The sequence below is a fragment of the Enterococcus sp. MSG3290 genome (assembly GCF_050555565.1).
Taxonomy (GTDB): domain Bacteria; phylum Bacillota; class Bacilli; order Lactobacillales; family Enterococcaceae; genus Enterococcus_B; species Enterococcus_B faecium.
Genome location: NZ_CP187862.1, coordinates 372,562 through 391,074, shown reverse-complemented (window position 1 = coordinate 391,074; position 18,513 = coordinate 372,562). Strand labels below are relative to the sequence as shown.

Annotated in this window: 16 protein-coding genes; 8 read left to right on the top strand and 8 right to left on the bottom strand. The window is 38.5% G+C overall.

Annotated elements, in window-relative coordinates; all coding sequences use genetic code 11:
- Window positions 1-42 precede the first annotated feature (42 nt).
- Both IGL31_RS01820 and IGL31_RS01815 read left to right on the top strand, forming a co-directional pair.
- Window positions 43-627: a UbiX family flavin prenyltransferase gene (locus IGL31_RS01820; protein ID WP_086299888.1), complete on the top strand. Its 585-nt coding sequence runs from the start codon at window positions 43-45 to the stop codon at window positions 625-627.
- A 1-nt stretch (window position 628) separates the two neighbouring features.
- Window positions 629-1,048: a hypothetical protein gene (locus IGL31_RS01815; protein WP_002286333.1), complete on the top strand. Its 420-nt coding sequence runs from the start codon at window positions 629-631 to the stop codon at window positions 1,046-1,048.
- 280 nt (window positions 1,049-1,328) lie between these two features.
- Here the strand turns inward: IGL31_RS01815 and IGL31_RS01810 are convergent, their stop codons facing one another.
- The 3 genes from IGL31_RS01810 to IGL31_RS01800 all read right to left on the bottom strand — a co-directional run bounded on the left by IGL31_RS01810 (window position 1,329) and on the right by IGL31_RS01800 (window position 4,144).
- Window positions 1,329-1,613: a DUF1905 domain-containing protein gene (locus IGL31_RS01810; RefSeq protein WP_002286335.1), complete on the bottom strand. Its 285-nt coding sequence runs from the start codon at window positions 1,611-1,613 to the stop codon at window positions 1,329-1,331.
- Window positions 1,614-1,964: 351 nt separating this feature from the next.
- Window positions 1,965-2,675: a DUF4811 domain-containing protein gene (locus IGL31_RS01805; protein WP_002286342.1), complete on the bottom strand. Its 711-nt coding sequence runs from the start codon at window positions 2,673-2,675 to the stop codon at window positions 1,965-1,967.
- The gene (locus IGL31_RS01800) at window positions 2,672-4,144 is read right to left on the bottom strand and encodes an MDR family MFS transporter (RefSeq protein ID WP_002293204.1); all 1,473 of its coding nucleotides are present in this window, start codon (window positions 4,142-4,144) and stop codon (window positions 2,672-2,674) included. Before IGL31_RS01800 ends, IGL31_RS01805 begins: the two co-directional genes overlap by 4 nt.
- A 137-nt stretch (window positions 4,145-4,281) precedes the next feature.
- On the opposite strand from IGL31_RS01800, the gene IGL31_RS01795 reads away from it, so the two are divergent.
- Window positions 4,282-4,755, top strand: coding sequence for a MerR family transcriptional regulator (locus IGL31_RS01795; RefSeq protein ID WP_002286344.1), 474 nt, complete (start codon window positions 4,282-4,284; stop codon window positions 4,753-4,755).
- Between the two features lie 152 nt (window positions 4,756-4,907).
- On the opposite strand, the gene IGL31_RS01790 is transcribed toward IGL31_RS01795, so the two are convergent.
- Window positions 4,908-5,459, bottom strand: coding sequence for a PadR family transcriptional regulator (locus tag IGL31_RS01790; RefSeq protein WP_002286354.1), 552 nt, complete (start codon window positions 5,457-5,459; stop codon window positions 4,908-4,910).
- A 104-nt stretch (window positions 5,460-5,563) separates the two neighbouring features.
- Between IGL31_RS01790 and IGL31_RS01785 the strand changes: the two genes are divergently transcribed.
- Window positions 5,564-6,094, top strand: coding sequence for a phenolic acid decarboxylase (locus tag IGL31_RS01785; RefSeq protein ID WP_002286355.1), 531 nt, complete (start codon window positions 5,564-5,566; stop codon window positions 6,092-6,094).
- A 482-nt stretch (window positions 6,095-6,576) separates the two neighbouring features.
- On the opposite strand, the gene IGL31_RS01780 is transcribed toward IGL31_RS01785, so the two are convergent.
- Together IGL31_RS01780 and IGL31_RS01775 are read right to left on the bottom strand one after the other, a co-directional pair.
- On the bottom strand, window positions 6,577-7,020 hold the full coding sequence (locus IGL31_RS01780) for a GNAT family N-acetyltransferase (protein ID WP_002286361.1): 444 nt from the start codon (window positions 7,018-7,020) through the stop codon (window positions 6,577-6,579).
- A gap of 15 nt (window positions 7,021-7,035) precedes the next feature.
- Window positions 7,036-8,196 (bottom strand): class C sortase, encoded by a 1,161-nt coding sequence (locus IGL31_RS01775; protein WP_002286364.1) that lies wholly within the window; start codon window positions 8,194-8,196, stop codon window positions 7,036-7,038.
- A 750-nt stretch (window positions 8,197-8,946) separates the two neighbouring features.
- On the opposite strand from IGL31_RS01775, the gene IGL31_RS01770 reads away from it, so the two are divergent.
- Window positions 8,947-10,647: a hypothetical protein gene (locus IGL31_RS01770; protein WP_086299889.1), complete on the top strand. Its 1,701-nt coding sequence runs from the start codon at window positions 8,947-8,949 to the stop codon at window positions 10,645-10,647.
- A gap of 101 nt (window positions 10,648-10,748) precedes the next feature.
- Here IGL31_RS01770 and IGL31_RS01765 read toward each other — a convergent pair whose 3' ends face one another.
- Together IGL31_RS01765 and IGL31_RS01760 are read right to left on the bottom strand one after the other, a co-directional pair.
- Window positions 10,749-11,582, bottom strand: a complete 834-nt coding sequence (locus tag IGL31_RS01765; RefSeq protein WP_002297417.1) for an endonuclease/exonuclease/phosphatase family protein — start codon at window positions 11,580-11,582, stop codon at window positions 10,749-10,751.
- A 548-nt stretch (window positions 11,583-12,130) separates the two neighbouring features.
- The gene (locus IGL31_RS01760; protein WP_086299890.1) at window positions 12,131-14,296 is read right to left on the bottom strand and encodes a PTS transporter subunit IIBC; all 2,166 of its coding nucleotides are present in this window, start codon (window positions 14,294-14,296) and stop codon (window positions 12,131-12,133) included.
- A gap of 259 nt (window positions 14,297-14,555) precedes the next feature.
- Here IGL31_RS01760 and IGL31_RS01755 point away from each other — a divergent pair, with 259 nt between their 5' ends.
- From IGL31_RS01755 to IGL31_RS01745, 3 genes are read left to right on the top strand one after another with little or no spacing between them, the layout of a single operon-like run.
- A complete protein-coding gene (locus tag IGL31_RS01755; RefSeq protein ID WP_002286373.1) occupies window positions 14,556-16,850 on the top strand; it encodes a glycoside hydrolase family 65 protein in 2,295 nt (764 codons plus the stop codon).
- Window positions 16,843-17,508, top strand: a complete 666-nt coding sequence (pgmB, locus tag IGL31_RS01750) for a beta-phosphoglucomutase (protein WP_002307916.1) — start codon at window positions 16,843-16,845, stop codon at window positions 17,506-17,508. Before IGL31_RS01755 ends, pgmB begins: the two co-directional genes overlap by 8 nt.
- The gene (locus IGL31_RS01745) at window positions 17,501-18,508 is read left to right on the top strand and encodes an aldose epimerase family protein (protein ID WP_010731081.1); all 1,008 of its coding nucleotides are present in this window, start codon (window positions 17,501-17,503) and stop codon (window positions 18,506-18,508) included. Before pgmB ends, IGL31_RS01745 begins: the two co-directional genes overlap by 8 nt.
- Window positions 18,509-18,513: the final 5 nt, after the last annotated feature.

Here is an 18,513-nt window from a genome sequence, read left to right as displayed (position 1 = left end):
TGATCTGCAACTGTTTTGACATCATAAAAAGGAGTGCGGAAAATGGAACAATTGGCACAACAGAAGAAAAAAATCGTGATTGGTGTAAGTGGCGCTTCAGGCACCATTTATGCCATCAACCTAGTGAAGAAACTAAAAGAATATCCGATGGTAGAAACACACGGAATCATCAGTCCATGGGCAAAACAGAACTTAAAGCTGGAATCCGACTTATCACTAAATGAATTCGAAAGCCTGTTTGATTACCATTATTCAAACAAAGATTTAGGTGCTGCTGTCGCCAGCGGATCATTTTTGACCGATGGAATGATCATCGTACCGGCAAGTATGAAAACAGTCGCAGGTATCTCTGTTGGTTTAGGCGACAATCTTATTGCACGTGCTGCTGATGTAACAATGAAGGAGCAACGAAAGTTAGTCATTGTTCCTCGTGAAACGCCATTAAATGCCATTCACTTGGAAAACTTGACTAAATTAGCACGACTAGGTGTGCAAATCATACCACCGATCCCTGCTTTTTATAATCAGCCTCAAACGATCCAAGATCTTGTTGATCACCATACAATGAAACTTTTGGATCAATTTGGGATTGTAAATGAGCACTCAAAACGTTGGCAAGGTGATTAATATGGAAAAAGAAACGATAGTTGAAGTAACCAAACTAGGTTTCACGATCCAAGCTGCTGTTAAAGTAATCGGTAAAGACTTATTGATCACTTTAACAGGCGGAGATACACCACATATCGGAACAGTCACTACATTTTCTCGTGATACAGAGATGCAAACTGTACGTTTCCCTAGCCACGATGGTCGGTTCCATAAAGACGATGTCTTAGCCGAAAAAATAGCTGTGATCATCAAAACTGCCGTTCCGGGAAGTTGTACGATCACTTCCGGTATCCATGTTGACCATATCTCCAATGCACAAATCAATGCCTCTTTTCCGATGTCAGAAGAGTTAGGTTACAAGATTTTAGATTGGTTGGAAAAAATAGATTTCCATATCAAAGAACCAGTTTATTATAAAGATGGTGAAAAACCATTATGAAAGAAGAGGTTGTGAAATCAGCGTTATGACCTGAGTATGAGAGAAAAAAATGGAAAAATAGCTTCTCATATTTTGCCGTTTTTGAGCTAATACCGAGGGACAGCTGATTGAACGCCGTTTATCAAGAGGTTGTGATAAAGCCGCTTCGTTTCGAGTAGTAAGAAAAATTTTGTAAACATGGGTTTCCACATTTTTGCATAAATTTGACTTACTACCGAGAAACTGGCTTTTGAACACCGTTTATCAAGAGGTTGTGACACGTCTTTTGTCACAACCTCTTTTATTTTTGCTTCACTGTAACTGCTACAATATCACCGATTTCTTTTCCGATGTTTTTACGAATATCTTTTCGTAGTCCAAGGATGTAGCAGACTGAACCATCTGGATTTTTCACGCCCATATTCACGATACTGCCTTCATACGGCACATTGTCAAAAGTTGCTTGGACTTTAACTCTTCCAGCACCGAATTCTTTTCTTATATCATACGGAAAAATAATATATGCCCCGCCCTTGCCGACTTCGGAAGCATAGATTTTTGATTCAAAAGAATAAATTTCCCTCATTTTATTTCTCCTATTTTTTACATCTAGTATAGCATAGCAAAAAAAAGAAGGAACTGTGACAAAAGTCTTGTCGCAGTTCCTTTTTTCGAATAAACGGTGTTCTCCTGCCAACTCCTCGGTCACAAGTCACAATAGTCAACAAACATGAGAAGCTGTTTTTTGAAATTGCTCCTTGTGACTCAGAGTTAAACGGCAGGCTCACAACCTCTTCCTTAAACGGTGTTCAAAAGCTTGCATCTACGGCACTAAGCCCAATCAGATGAAAAATATGGAGTGCTATTTTTATCTGATTGTTCTTACTGCTTGATGCAGAGCAGCTTTTTCACAACCTCCTACATGGTGTTCAAAATATTATTCGCCTTTTGCTTCTTTCACTAATTTTGCGAATGCTTGTTGTTGGAATTCAGCAGCTAAGGCTTTCGTACGTTGTTCTTGCTCTGCTTTGCTCATTTTTGGATTTTCAGTCATTGCTTTTACCATACCGTCTTGAACATAAGCTTTTGCTTCACTTTCCATCGTACTTTGCTGTTTCTTCACTAATTCAGCTAACTTGGCTGCTTGGTCCGTACTTAATTCTACCCATGTCTCTGGGATTTTGAATGTATTCACTCGGCTGTCATATTCGTGATTGTTATCAGCAATATTGAACCAGAATTTATACATATCGTTTTTGTATTCCCAATAAGTAGTTTTCGTCACTTTTTCAGCATCGCCGTCTGTCTTTTCTACTTTATTTGTTTCGTTATCCGTACCAGTTGCTTTTGGTTTTTCTTGTTTTTCATTTGTTCGGTAAAGATACACTTTTTCTTTTCCATTCCCTAAAGCTTTATACAAAAGCATATCTGCTCCTTGGGAATCAGCACTGGAAACAATTTTTTCTGTTTTTGTTTCCGTTACTTTTTCCATTCCAAAGTGATTGGACAAATTAGCGACGATCAAACTTAGTGAAGCGACGAAGATTAGTCCGAAAATCAAAGATAAAAAGGTTTGCCATGTTTTTTTAGCGAACACGTTCGTTAAAGCAAAAGCAAGCAAGCTGACAATCAAAACTCCAATAATCATGCATTATCCCCCGCTTTCGTTAGAACAGGTTCTTTTTTCTTCAATAAAAAGGCAATAATAAAGCCAAGGATCCCAAAGATGATCGCTACGATAAACGCGGCATGGTAACCTGACAGTGTGGCATTGATTGCCTGATCTTTATAAGCTAATGGTGTATTATCCAATACAGATTTGCTTGGGATATTTGCTTTTGTCACATTCGTCAACACACTGATCAAAATAGCTGTACCAATCGAGCTTGCGATTTGACGGAATGTATTATTTACCGCTGTCCCGTGACTGATCAAGTTATTTGGCAATGCATTCATACCAGAAGTCGTTACCGGCATCATGACCATGGAGATCCCAAACATACGGATCGCATAAAGGATCACGATATATAAAACTGGAGTCGTTTTTGTCAAGAAAGCAAATGGTGCAGTTGCGGCTGTCAAAATGAACATCCCTGTGATGGCTAAACGTTTCGCGCCATATTTATCGAAAATCGCACCCGTAACAGGCATCATAGCCCCCATGATCAATGCACCCGGCAACAACATCAAGCCAGAATGGAATGCTGATTCTCCACGAATATTTTGAATATACAATGGTACGACCATTTCTGCCCCTACCATCGCCATATTTGTTACACCAGCTAAAACAGCGGCAATCGTGAATGTAGATGATTTGAATACGCGAAGTTCCAAGAATGGATGTTCCAAATGTAATTGACGCCATGAGAACAAGGCGATGAAAATCACACCAACAACTAAGAAACCAATTACTTTCAAGCTTCCCCAGCCGTCATCTCCTACACTAGAAAATCCGTAAAGTAAACTACCGAATCCAATCGTTGATAAAATAGCGGATAAAATATCAATGCTAGGATTTGACAATGGAATAACACTTTTCATTAGGAAGAATGCTAAAACCAAGACAAGAACAACGATTGGCAGTACCATACCAAACAAGTCACGCCAATGGTAGTTATCAATGATATAACCAGATAATGTAGGGCCTAAAGCAGGAGCAAGTCCAATAACGATCCCTGACATCCCCATTGCTGATCCTCTTTTTTCTGGCGGGAAAATAGATAGCATGATATTTTGCAATAATGGCATCGATACTCCCACACCGCAAGCTTGGATCAAGCGACCGATTAGTAATGTACTAAAATTAGGTGCTGTAAAGCAAGTAATTGTTCCGATCAAAAAGATCGTCATGGCAGAAAGATATAAATTTCTTGAACTGAATTTATTGATCAGCCATGCTGTTATTGGGATCATGATCCCGTTGACTAGCAAGAAACCAGTCGTTAACCATTGCACATCAGACGCTGAAATATCGAAAGCTTTCATCAATGTAGGAAAAGCTGTCGTCAATAAGGTCTGATTCAAAACGGTACAAAATGTACCAATTAATAAGACAACAACTAAAAGTGTCCGATTATATGGTTTTCCGTAAATATCTACGGGTTGGTTGTTACTCATATTTCTCCTTCTTTCTGAATTTTTTCTGAAACTACTAGAATACTTTAGTCCTAAATTCGCTATTTGTCAACCTACTTGACACATAAGTTAATACGGATATAATTAAGGGAAGCAAGAGGACAAAAGGAGTGACAAAAATGGTTGGGGCTTCCCTTAAACGTTTGTTGGAAAATGATCAATTGGTTGTTGGCATCAGTGAATTAAGTGATATCGTAGGTGTGTCTCCACGTCAATTAAGGTATTGGGAACAAAAGGGATTCATTCGTTCGATCGAAGCTGATGCGAATTGTCCTAGAAAATATCGTTTACCTACAGTCATAAAAGTAGAACTGATCAAAAAATATTTAGATGACGGATTTACTTTGTCAAAAGCTGCAGAAAAGGCAGAAATCCGCCAAAAGAAAATGCACCATGTCCGTAAAGTTTTTTCAAAAGCAATCAAAGATATCGAATTGATCGACGAACGCTATACGATTTTACAAATCGGTAACTTCAAAGAAGAGAATGCTAAGATGTACATCATTCATGACAACGAGACAGACGAATTAACTTACAAGCTCCTTCCTGTCGATGAAAAAGCTGACTACGAACAGTTGTTAAAAGAACTCTAAACGCCACTAATCTCCTAAGTACCAAGCTTTTTAATAAGTAGATGCTACATAAATACTTGAAAAAAGACCTGTTTGAACATAAGAATATCCGAACGGTGATCTGCGTTTCTTTCATATAGAAAGGAATTCTCCATCACTGTTCGGATATTTTTTTATTTTTTTCGGTTACTTTCTTCTAATACATCTGTTAGCCAATTTGCATATTCTGTTTCCCGATTGATCGCATGCGCTAAAATCAGGTAGTGTCCGTAATTTTCATGTTTTTCTTTTTCAGTAGGAAAGATCGTTTTTTTTCGCTCTAATAGATGAAGTCGTTTTTCTTCATGAAGGTCACGCTGCTGCTGAATAATTTCTACTAATGCCGGATCATTCACGTCTTTGACGAAATACAATTTCAGAACAAATTCGTCTCGATTAACCGGTAGTTCATTGGTGGGTGTATGAATCCACTCTGCCAATTGTTCCTTCCCTTCTTCTGTTAATTCATAAACTTTCTTTTCCAATTTTTCACCTGTGATCTCTACTTGATGCTGAATGATTCCTTGCTCTTCCATTTTTGCAAGTTCAGGATAAATCTGACTATGTTTTGCTTGCCAAAATTCTCCTATTTCATTTTTGAACGATTGATTCAATTCATATCCTGTCATCTTCTTCTTACTTAATAACCCTAACAAAATATATCGAAGTGTATTTTTTCTTGCCATCAGTTTTCCCTCCTTGACAAATCTTTAAATCCATTCTATCATAAATGAGTAATCGAAAACATGTAGTTTATTACATGTTTTAATTTATAAGGAGATGCTTAAACATGAAAGAATTTAAAGAATTGGAAGATTTTATTGGAACTCACTTTATCTATACGTATGACAATGGTTGGGAATATGAATGGTATGCCAAAAATGACCATACTGTTGATTACCGTATCCATGGCGGAATGGTCAAAGGCCGTTGGGTAAAAGACCAAGAAGCTGATATCGTTAAATTGACGGACGGCGTATTCAAAATCACTTGGACAGAGCCAACAGGGACAGACGTGGCATTGGACTTTATGCCAAATGAAAAGAAACTTCACGGAATGATCTTTTTCCCTAAATGGGTTGAAGAACATCCAGAAATCACTGTTACTTTCCAAAACGAACATATCGCAGAAATGGAAGCAGCTCGTGAAAAATATGAAACTTATCCAAAATTACTTGTTCCTGAATTTGCTACGATCACTTATATGGGTGATGCAGGTATAGACAATGAAGATGTTATTAGCGAAGAACCATACGATGGAATGCCAGATGATATCCGTAGCGGAAAATACTTCGATGAAAATTATAAACGAGTAAAATAAGGTTGTGAAAGAGAGGTTGTGAAATCAGCGTTCTGACCTGAGTATTAGAGAAAGAAACGGAAAAATAGTTCCTCATGTTTTGCCGTTTTTTGAGCTAATACCGAGGGTCAGCTGATTGAACACCGTTTATCAAGAGGTTGTGAAATCAGCGTTATGCTTTGAGTAATAAGAACGCTAGTTAGAAAATAGCTTTTCATATTTTCTAGGCTAGTGGGCTTATTACCGAGAAGCAGCCGTTTGAACACCGTTTATCAAGAGGTTGTGAAATCAGCGTTTTGACCTGAGTATTAGAGAAACAAATGGAAAAATAGTTCCTCATATTTTGCCGTTTTTTGAGCTAATACCGAGGGTCAGCTGATTGAACACCGTTTATCAAAGATTGTAACAACTGCATATTCACACAGTTAAATTAGTGACTTCAAAATGAAATAATGCTCCCAGCAAAAAATTAGGCTGGGAGCATTATTTCGTTATTCTGTTCATCAAAAATCAGCGTTTTGATTCCATTTCATCACAAGTTCCTCCTCATTTACTGCTTCATCTTTTTGCTGTGTTTGAATTGTAAAACCTTGTGAAAGATAGAAATGAATAGCTGATTGATTTTTTTGATAGACTGTCAAAGTCAGTGTTTTATTGGTTTCTTTTATTTTTTTCATTAGTTGCGTACCGATTCTTTGTTGCCGGTATTCCCTTTTCACAAAGATTCCTGCGATAAACTGATCAATCACCCCAGCAAAACCAATAATTTCTTGATCTATTTCTGCTAAGTAAATCACTGCATCTGGTAAAGCTTTCCTAACAGATTCTACTTGATTCTCCCAATAAGTTGATGGAATGAATTCATGAGAATCCAAGTTAGCATGCAGCCAAATCGATAGAACAGATTCCAGTTCTTTGGCAGACAATTTTGTTGTTGTGCGGATCATTTTTTCTCTCCTTACTTATTCATTGATTTTAAAATAAAAACCATTTTTTTGAAGCTCTTTTACAAGTTTTCGCCCCTCAAAAAAGTATATCTTCTCTTGTTTTACTTTTCTAATACCAAAAGAAACAGCAACTTTAGGATCATCAGCTGAAACGATTCGATAAGTTCCACCAGGCAATTGATCCAGCTTGACTTTCCCATGATGGTCGCTTTGTACTGAAAACGGCACACCATTTCTAGTAAGTGTTTTTTTCTTATGTTTCAAAATGAATGAACTACCATTTACCGGTTTCCCTGACGAATCACTAATAATAAATGAAAAATCAAGCACTTTTTTACTTAATCTATACTGATAGATTAGTCGTCCGATAAACACTAACAGTATGACTACAGCTATTATCGTTCCTGCAAGAATAAACCATTGCCGCATGGTTCTTTCCTGATTTCCTTTTCCTTCTTCTTTTTTTACCGATTCGTTATAAGGAATCCGATGTCCTGTCACTAGCAAACGATGCGTGTTGATCATATACGGCGTACATGTAAGCAAGGTAACTAAGTCTTCTCCTTCTGAAATCGTTAGAACAGACGTGTCATCTGGCAGTACCACTTGTATATTTTTAACTTGATAAGCCAATTTCTCCCCCAAAACAGTCAAAATAAACGTGTCTCCGTTTTCTAAACGATCTAATTCGGTAAATAACCGTCGATTAGGTAAACCGCTGTGAGCAGAGATCACTGAATGCGTCGAATTTCCACCAAGCGGGAAAGAGGTTCCTTGCAAGACGCCTGCTCCATTTTCAAGGATCCTACCATTGAGCCGATCATAAAGTGAAATATTTAATTGGATCTTAGGTATATTGATACTTCCGATCAGCCATTCCTCTAATTGGCTGGATGTTGTACTTTCATTTCTGTTCTTTTCATTGAAAGGATCAGTACCAGGATTGAATCCTTGGTCAGTTAATCGTTGGTTTTTCTCCTCCATTTTCTTTCGCTGCACTTCAATTTCAGCTGCGGTCCGTTTTTGTACTTGTTCGATACGTTTTTGATCAATAAAACTATTTAAAGAATCCACATAAAATGGATATAAAGCGATCAGTAACCCTACGACGATACATATTAATAAAAACAAACGAAACAAAAGTCGACGAGACTGTTTTTGCTTACTCTGCTTCACATGTGTCCTCCCTTGCAAGTTTTTTTGTTCTTTCTTTTATTATATGGGTTCAGGAAAAAAATAGAAAATGAAAGCCGATGAGGTTGTGAAAAAGCTGTCCTGCATCAAGTAATAAGTACAGCCCAAAAAAATAGCTACTCATATTTTTTGTTGGGTTGGGCTTATTACTTGATGCAAGCTTTTGAACACCGTTTAAGGAAGAGGTTGTGAAAACTGCGTTATGCTTTGAGTAATAAGAGCGCTAGTCAGAAAATAGCTTCTCATATTTTCTAGGCTAGTGAGCTTATTACCGAGAAGTAGCTGATTGAACACCATTTAAGGAAGAGGTTGTGAAAACTGCGTTATGCTTTGAGTAATAAGAGCGCTAGTCAGAAAATAGCTTCTCATATTTTCTAGGCTAGTGAGCTTATTACCGAGAAGCAGCTGATTGAACACCATTTAAGGAAGAGGTTGTGAAAACTGTGTTATGTTTTGAGTAATAAGAGCGCTAGTCAGAAAATAGCTTTTCATATTTTCTAGGCTAGTGAGCTTATTACCGAGAAGCAGCTGATTGAACACCGTTTACCGAGAGGTCATGAAAAAGCTACTTTGTTTCGAGTATTAAGAAAAATTCTGTTTCAAAACAAGGAGATGCAACAAAACTTATGTCGCATCCTCTCTCCTTAGAACTTTCACTTATGTTTTTCTTGTAAAATTCATAAATATTTTCATGAATTTTCTAATTTCTTGCCTACCTCTCGCATAGGATATATGATGAATTTATCTAAAGTTTGCAAAGGAGTTCGACAATTGAAAAAATATGGCCCATTTTTAGCAATTTTTTTCATTGCTTTGGCATTTCTCATGCCTCATTTATTCACACATAAACTAATTTTGGGTGCTGATGCCCCATTCCATTACAATCGGTTCTATGATGCCGCGCAACAAATTAAATATGGGGATTTCCATTATTTTCCTTCCCTTTATGGATTCCAGCAAAGTGGCAGGATCGTGAATGCCGTTTACGGCCCATTTTTCGCTTATTTACAAGGATTGATCGTGTTGCTTGCAGGTAGCTGGTTTCATTATCAGATTCTTTCAAATTTCATTCTTTATCTTATTTCAGGATTTTCTATGCTGATTTTACTGAGATATGTCAATGTTCGAAATTGGGTAAGTGTACCAGTAGCCGTTTTATTCATGAGTACGTATTCTATTCAATACTGGTCTATCAACCAAGGATTCACTAGCTGGGGGACTTGTTTTTATCCTTTATGTATGATCCCTATTGCTGATTTCGTCCTTCATAAAAAGTTCCCTGTTATCAAAGTCGCTGTCTCAGTGGGACTTATGACACAGATCCATTTACTGTCTTCGATCATGTTAGCTTTGATGTATATCCCTTTTTATCTTTATTACTTTTTTAACCAGACTGAAAAAGGAAAAGCACTGCTTCAACTGATTAAGTCGGTCTTGCTTTATTTTGTTCTGACAGTAAATATTTGGGCAGGATTAGCTATTGTTTACAGTGGGAATAAGATTCTTCCTCCCTTTGTTAACAGAGAAATGAGTCAAAAGGCGATAGATCTGGATGGCAGTTATTGGCTCCATTACCCTAAGGCCTTTCCTATATTGATATTATCAGGTTTTTTGCTTTTTATTTTCTTTCAACAAAAGAACACCTTATTCCAAAAAATCGTGTTGTACACAAGTCTTGTTTTCTTTTTTCTTTCTACTAGCTTGATTCCATGGACGACATTGATCGAAAAAAATGTGCCTTTTATTAGTTTGATCCAGTTTCCATTTCGATTTTTCGTGCCATTTACGCTATTGCTTCTACTTTACCTTGCCCTTTCACTGAACCAGTGGTCTGAACAAAAGTGGTTCCGTCTTTTAAGTATATTTGGCATTCTTATTTTTTCAGCACAGACGATCCAGAACTTATACCAGCATCTGGAAAAGTGGGAAAATGAAACATTTGTCAGTCGACATACTTATCTATTCGATACGCCGGAAGAAGCAAGGAAAACATTCTTCAGCAAAGATATGTCTACCAGCTTGTTCGTTTTCCAAAAAACCACACCTGACTATCTGCCAATCTATAAGGAGACAAAAGACAATAAATACGACCGGTATAACGAAGAAATACTAGAAAACGAAACAACTTTTATAAAAACACATCCAGGCGGTCTTTTGACAATCAAGTGGAAAAACACTGGGGACAAAACTGTTCATATCCCTGTTATCGTCTACGATCGGACTGTGCTACAGCAAAATGGAAAAACATTGACTGATTATGAAGTAACAGATATCGGGACCCCAATCGTGAAGCAGCAAAAAGGAATCAACGAGCTCACGCTTCATTATCAAACGCCAATCTATTTCTATTTCATTCTTTCTCTTACTTTGATTGGCTGGTTTACCTTGCTATGTTTATTTATTTATCATAGATACAAGCTTTTACGTGCTTAGGCAAAAGGGATAAATACATCCGATCAAAAAACTCTCCAAACGGTATAATCGTTTGGAGAGTTTTATTTTAATCAGTTTTTTTATGTTATATGTTATATTTTTTATTCGTTCACATCTAATTCGATTTCCACCCCGTAGTGATCACTGATGATTGGACTATCGATCCCATCAAAAATCCGTTGATATTTTTTAACCTGCATTCCTTCAGGGACGAAAATAAAATCTATACGCAATTTTTCTGTATTTTGTTCCCAACCATCGATTTTCTTTTCCACAGTAGCTGCTTTTCCTTTTTCATTCGCGACAACATACGAATCTTGAAGAAGAAGGCAACTTTCTCTTACAGTATAATAACCTTGAGAGTCTACTGGATTATTGAAATCACCTAGGAAAAAAAGTGGTACGCGAGTTTCCAAAAAGTAGTTTTCCAAGTTTTTCCACTCAAAATAAAAGCCACTTTTTTTATCTGTCCACCAAGAAAAGTGGCAGCTCGAGACAAAAATGTCCTGATCATCTATCTTTGTTTTCCCAATCAAGATCTTGCGTGTCTGATAATCTTCTTTCTTTTGAGATTGGGAGACGGTAAGGACCTGACTTTCCAATGTTTTTTTCGTAAGCAGTGCATTTCCTTCTTCATATTTATCATAACCGATGTGGCTCATTTCCCAACTCCAAAAATACTCTTTTCCGTGTTCCTTTAAAAGCTGAACTAAACGGTAGGCAAAATTATCTTTACGGATAGGTACTTGATTCTTTACCGGACAGAACTTCATTAGCTTCGCAGGTTCTACTTCTTCAGATTCCAGTAATTGGTTGATTTCTTGTAAAGCAATCACTTCATAATCTTCTAACAGGATCTTATCTGCTAATTCTTGCAATTTTTTCTCTGGTTCTGGCTCAAGCCAGCTATGCGTGTTGAGTGTCATGAATTTCATTGGTTTTCTCCTTGTCTTCATTTCGAAACAAAAGGGTTGTGACAAAATTTTTGTCACAACCTCTCCAGCAAATAGTGTTCTCCTGCTAACTCCTCAGTAATAAGCTCAATGGACCAGGAGCTATTTTTTGTTTGGCTGTTTTTATCACTTGGTGCAGGGCAGCTTTTTCACGACCTCTCCACTAAACAGTATTCAAACTGCTGCTTCTCGGTAATAAGCTCACTAGCCTAGAAAATATGAAAAGCTATTTTCTGACTAGCGCTCTTATTACTCAATGCATAACGCAGTTTTCACAACCTCTCGATAAATGGTGTTCAAAAGCTTGCATCTGCGGTAATAAGCCCAACCAAACGAAAAATAGGAGGAGCTATTTTTGTTTGGCTGTTCTTATTACTTGATGCAGGACAGCTTTTTCACAACCTCTCGATAAATGGTGTTCAATCAGCTGACCTTCGGTATTAGTTCAAAAAACGGCAAAATACGAGGAGCTGTTTTTTCGTTTTGTTTCTCTAATACTCAGGTCAGGACAATGATTTCACAACCTCACCTTACATTTTAATGGAGCCGATCACTTTACCAGCTGTCACTGTACCTAATTGCTTGATCACTACTTCTTCTACTTTATCGTTTGTAAATACAATCATGATCGTTGGATCTTTTTCTTCGTTTTGGATCACCTCAAGATCCATCTCAGCTAATTTCGTTCCTGTTCCTACTTCTTGGCCTTCTTTGACAGCAATCTCAAAAGCTAGCTGATTCATTTGGACTGTATCGATACCCATATGGATCAAAACTTCGATACCATCTTTCGTCTCCAGCCCAATTGCATGTTTGCTTGGGAAAATACTTGTCACTTTTCCAGCGATCGGCGCAACAACTTCTCTTGATGTTGGAATAACAGCAAAGCCGTCACCCATCATTTTTTGTGAGAATACCGGATCTTTTACTTCAGATAAAGGAATCACTTCTCCAGAAGCTGCGGAAACTAGTTCTTGTTCTATACCTAAGTATTGCTTACTATCTGCTTGTCTATTTCCTGTAGAAACCATTTCTGGCTCTGGAATCTCTGCTCCTGATTGCAGCAGATCTTCGATATCTGATTTCAAGACATCTGCTTTTGGTCCATAAACTGCTTGGACTCCATTGTCTTTGACGATCAATCCCATCGCCCCTGCTCGTTTCCAGGCTTCTTCAGTCCCTACTTTTTCTCGATCATTTACACTTACGCGTAACCGAGTCATACAAGCATCGACATCTTTGATATTTTCTTTTCCTCCCAGCAAATGAATGATCTGGACCACTTGCTGATCTGCTGTTCCTGTTCCGCTGTTAGATACAACGGTTTCTTCACTGTCATTGTCGTAATTTCCGTTACGTCCCGGTGTAGCAAAGTTGAATTTTTTGATCAAGAAATTTGCTAAGAAATACGTAACAACACCAAAAGCGATCACACACAACACGAAGTTGATAAGATCTCCACCTAAACCCGCTTTGATAGCTAACGGTGTCCGAGTCAGCAATTCGATATTCCCAAATGAATGGACCCGCAATGGCAAGATATCTGCCATCGCAAATGCAGCCCCTTGGATCACTGAATAAATGACATATAATGGCACAGCAGCAAACATAAACATGAACTCCAATGGTTCTGTTACACCTGTTAGAAAGACAGCCAACGCTGCTGAAAAATACATTGATTTATATCTTGCTTTCTTATCAGGATCGACATTACGATACATCGCAAAAGCCATTCCCATCAAGATACCTGAAGAACCAATCATTTGTCCTACTTTGAAACGAGCCGGCGTCCAGTTATGCAACACAAACTCATATTGCGACATATCCCCTGCACCTTTAAGATTCACTAAATCAGTGGCCCAAGCCAACCATAACGGATCTTGCCCAAATACTTGTGTCCCCGCCTGTGCGCCTGATAAAATCTCATACGATCCGCCAAGCTGTGTATAGTTGATAGGAATCGTCAGCATATGATGCAATCCAAATGGCAATAGTAAACGTTCTAATGTTCCAAATAAAAACGGTGCTAGAATCGGTGCGCTTTCTTGTGATTCTGCGATCCATAAACCAAAATTATTGATTCCAGCCTGTACGTTTGGCCACACCACAGCAAGAATCAATGCCACGATTGTTGACCATAAGATAACAACAAACGGAACAAAGCGCTTTCCATTGAAAAATGACAAAGCATCCGGCAATTTTCTATAATTATAGTACTTATTATAAGCCATTGCCCCGACAAATCCAGCGATGATCCCTACGAATACTCCCATATTCAAAGCTGGTGCTTCCAATACACTTGTAAAAAATCCTTTAACCATGATCTTCGTACCGAACAGAGTGTGGGTAAATGCATCTTCATTCGCAAGCATGTCACTTGTGACACCAAAGATAGCCCCAGTGATCCGATTGATCAAAATAAATGAGATCCCAGCTGCAAATGCTCCGCCTGCTCTTTCTTTTGCCCAACTTCCTCCTATTGCTAAAGCAAATAAAATATGAAGATTACCAATAATTGCCCAACCAATATTTTCAATTACTCCGCCCGTTGTGACAAGCGGCGTCCAATCAGGATTGATCAAGGGAATTGATTTCCCTATACTGATCATCAACCCAGCTGCCGGCATAACTGCTACCACAACCATTAAAGCCTTTCCAAATTTTTGCCAAAACTCAAAACTAAATATCTTTTTCATTCCGTTTAGCTCCTTTACGCAATCGGTTTCGTTAAACGTATTATAGCGTGCGTTTTCTTTTTTGTAAATGCTTTATTTTTTATTTTTCTGTCTATACCATTCTAGAAAACCTATAATGCGTGTGTTCCCTTCTATAATTTTCTCCTAAAAATTTATTTTTTTATGCTTTTTTCTATGAAATATTTTCTTTTGTCTATTGACTTGTGCAATCGGTTGCGTTTATTATGAACGTATAAAACAGCTCATTAGGAGGAGAAAAATGAAACAGATCAAACGACTATTTGCTATTGATCCATGGAAAATCAGCACGACACAATTAGATAAAAAAAATCTTCGACTGCAAGAATCTTTAACAAGTATTGGAAACGGTTATATGGGGATGCGCGGGAACTTTGAAGAAACTTACTCAGGGGACCACCATCAAGGTACTTATTTGGCGGGTGTCTGGTATCCCGATAAGACACGTGTCGGCTGGTGGAAAAATGGTTATCCAGAATACTTTGGAAAAGTGATCAACGCCTTGAACTTTATCGCGATAGATATTTCGATCAACGATCAGCTGATCGACTTGGCTTCTTTGGAACCAGAAGACTTTTACTGGGAATTAGATATGAAAAATGGTGTATTATCTCGTACATTCACAATCACTACTTCTACTAATAAAGTACGCATTTCCTTCGAACGTTTTCTGAGCATTGTCAAAAAAGAATCAGCTTATATCTATTTAACTATAGAAATGCTTGAAGGTAGCGGAACAGTCAAACTCGTATCAAAATTGGATGGAAATGTTCAAAACGAAGACAGCAACTATGATGAACATTTTTGGAATGAGATTGATCGTGGAACTATAGAAGAAATCGGCTATTTGACGACTAAAACTATTCCAAACAACTTTGGGATTGAACAATTTACTGTTACTGCAGCAATGCGCCATTTCGTTAATGGAAAATCAGTCATCCCTGACTATCACGAAGATACTTTAGCATTACATGGTTGCTTGTCTGCAGAATTATCTCAAGGTGAGACATGGTCAGTGGAAAAAGAAATTATCGTTCTTACTAGTAGAGATATTCCAGAAGCGCAGCAAGCAGAAAAAGCTGTATCAGAATTAACGAACCAGACAAACAATTATATCCAAGCAAAAGAAGAGCAAACAGCGGCTTGGGCAGAACGATGGAAGCTTGCCGATGTGGTCATCGAAGGAGACGAAGAAGCACAACAAGGTATTCGATTCAATTTGTTCCAACTATTCTCTACTTACTACGGCGAAGATGAACGATTGAATATCGGCCCCAAAGGATTCACAGGAGAAAAATACGGCGGAGCCACTTACTGGGATACAGAAGCGTATGCTGTCCCTCTTTATCTTGCTTTAGCCAAACCTGAAGTAACTAAGAATCTGCTGAAATATCGGCATAATCAACTGCCGCAAGCAATCCACAACGCTCAGCAACAAGGATTAAAAGGCGCGCTTTATCCTATGGTCACCTTCACTGGTGTCGAATGCCATAACGAGTGGGAAATCACATTCGAGGAGATTCACCGAAATGGCGCGATTGCCTATGCAATCTACAATTATACGAATTACACCGGCGATACGGAATATTTGAAAAATGAAGGACTGGAAGTTTTAGCAGAAATAGCACGCTTCTGGGCAGACCGTGTCCATTTTTCAAAACGAGCAAATAAATACATGATCCACGGTGTGACCGGCCCAAACGAATATGAGAACAATATCAATAACAATTGGTATACAAATACGATCGCAGCTTGGGTCTTGCGTTACACGCGAGAAAATTATTTAACTTATCAAAAAGAAGCTGCTATCACTATCAGCGAAGAAGAACTAGCCAAATGGAAAGATATCGCAGAGAACATGTACTTCCCAGTTGACGAAGAATTAGGAATCTTTGTCCAGCATGACACATTCTTAGATAAAGATCTCATGCCTGTATCCGATATTCCCACAAGCGATCTTCCTCTGAATCAGCATTGGTCTTGGGACAAAATCCTTAGATCTTGCTTCATCAAGCAGGCAGATGTACTACAGGGGATTTATTTCTTCAATGATACTTTTACAAAAGAAGAAAAGCAAAAAAACTTTGATTTCTATGAACCAATGACTGTCCATGAGTCTTCCCTTTCGCCAAGTATCCATTCGATTTTAGCAGCAGAATTAGGAATGGAAAGCAAAGCTGTAGAAATGTACCAGCGAACAGCTCGCTTGGATTTGGATAATTACAATAACGACACAGAAGACGGCTTGCACATCACTTCCATGACTGGTAGCTGGTTGTCGATTGTCCAAGGATTTGCTCAAATGAAAACTGCCCATGATCAGTTGAGATTCGCACCATTTCTGCCAAAAACTTGGAAAGCTTATTCTTTCCATATCAATTATCGCGGACGTTTATTGTTCATCTCAGTCACAGATGAACAAGTTACTTTCGAGTTATTAGAAGGTTCTCCTCTAGAAATTTACGTCTATGAACAGTCTTATTCTTTAGCGGATCGTCTAGAAATAACGCTAAGAAAGGAGGAAGCAAATGTTTAAAGGGGTATTGTTTGATTTAGACGGTGTCATTACCGATACTGCTGAATTCCATTATCGTGCTTGGCGAAAGCTTGGTCAGGAAATCGGCATTACGATCGACCGCACATTCAACGAACAGCTAAAAGGCGTCAGCCGAGAAGACTCACTCTCTTTGCTTTTAGCTTATGGCGGAAAAGAACACTCTTTTTCAAAGGAAGAATTTGCAGAATTAGCGAAAAGAAAAAACGATTATTATTTAGAGATGATCCAGACGATCGAACCAAAAGATGTCTTCCCCGGGGTCGTGCCTTTACTGGATTCTTTAAAAGAAGAAAAAATCAAGATTGCTCTTGCTTCTGCAAGTAAAAATGGGCCTTTCCTACTTGAAAAAATGGGTCTTACACCTTACTTTGATGCTATTGCCGACCCGGCAGAAGCAACAAACGGAAAACCTGCGCCAGATATCTTCCTCCTTGCAGCAAAAGCTGTCGGACTAAAAGCAGAAGAATGTATCGGGATCGAAGACGCGCAAGCCGGTATCCAAGCCATCCTCTCAAGTGGCGCTCAACCAATTGGCGTGGGACGTGCTGAAGACCTTGGAGAGGAGATCCCGCTTGTCCCTGATACGACTTTTCTTACGATCGATTACTTGAAAGAAAAGTGGCATGACCATGGATAATCCAGAAATCTCCGTCGTACCAGTTCCAGAGACTGAAATAAAGAAAATCACATTGAAGAACGACTACTTAGAAGTCGTTCTTCTCAATTACGGTGCCCGCCTGCACCAAATCTTCGCACCAGACAAAGAAGGAAAATCAGAAAATGTTTTATTGTCTTACGATCGTTTCGAAGATGTTCTAACAGACAAAAGCTTTTTTGGAGCAACTGTCGGACCTGTAGCCGGAAGGATCCGGGATGCTTCTTGGGGTGAGCATAGATTGGAGAAAAACTGCGGATCACACCATATCCACGGTGGCACGAAAGGCTGGTCTTTCCAATTTTGGGAAGTAGAAGTTTTCAAAACTCCATCATCAATAGGTGTGGTCTTTTACTTAAAAGATGAATTTTCTACCTATCCAGGACCAATCACTGCTACGATCACTTACCGTTTAACAAAAAACGAATTAGAGATGACAACCTCTGCTAGTAGCCTTGTTGAAACCATCTGCAATCCGACCAACCATGCCTACTTCAACCTTTCAGGAAATGGAACAAGAGACATCTATGAACATCAGTTAACGGTCTTTTTAGATGGTGTGCTTGAATTAGATCAAGAAAAACTGCCTACTGGAAATTGGACAAAAAAAGAAGAACTGCCAATCGACTTTAGAAAATCCCCAACACTGCAAGAGATCCTTGCATGTTATCCAGATGGACTAGATGATGTATTTCTTTTGCATCATCCTAGGCTTTCCAAAACTTCCTTACAATTATTCGAGAAGCATTCTGGTCGCCAAATGACTATAGCAACTTCTAATAAAAGTATGGTATTATTTTCTACGACTGGATTCGAAGCTGATTTCTCTGTCAATGGAAAACAGATGCATTCAAACTACGGATTAGCAATCGAACCGCAAGAAATCCCTGATATCGTTCATTTCCCCAACTTTGGATCGATCAACCTCCATCCTGGTCAAGAACGGATCAGTCAGACGATTTATCGGTTCTCTGCACAATAACAAGA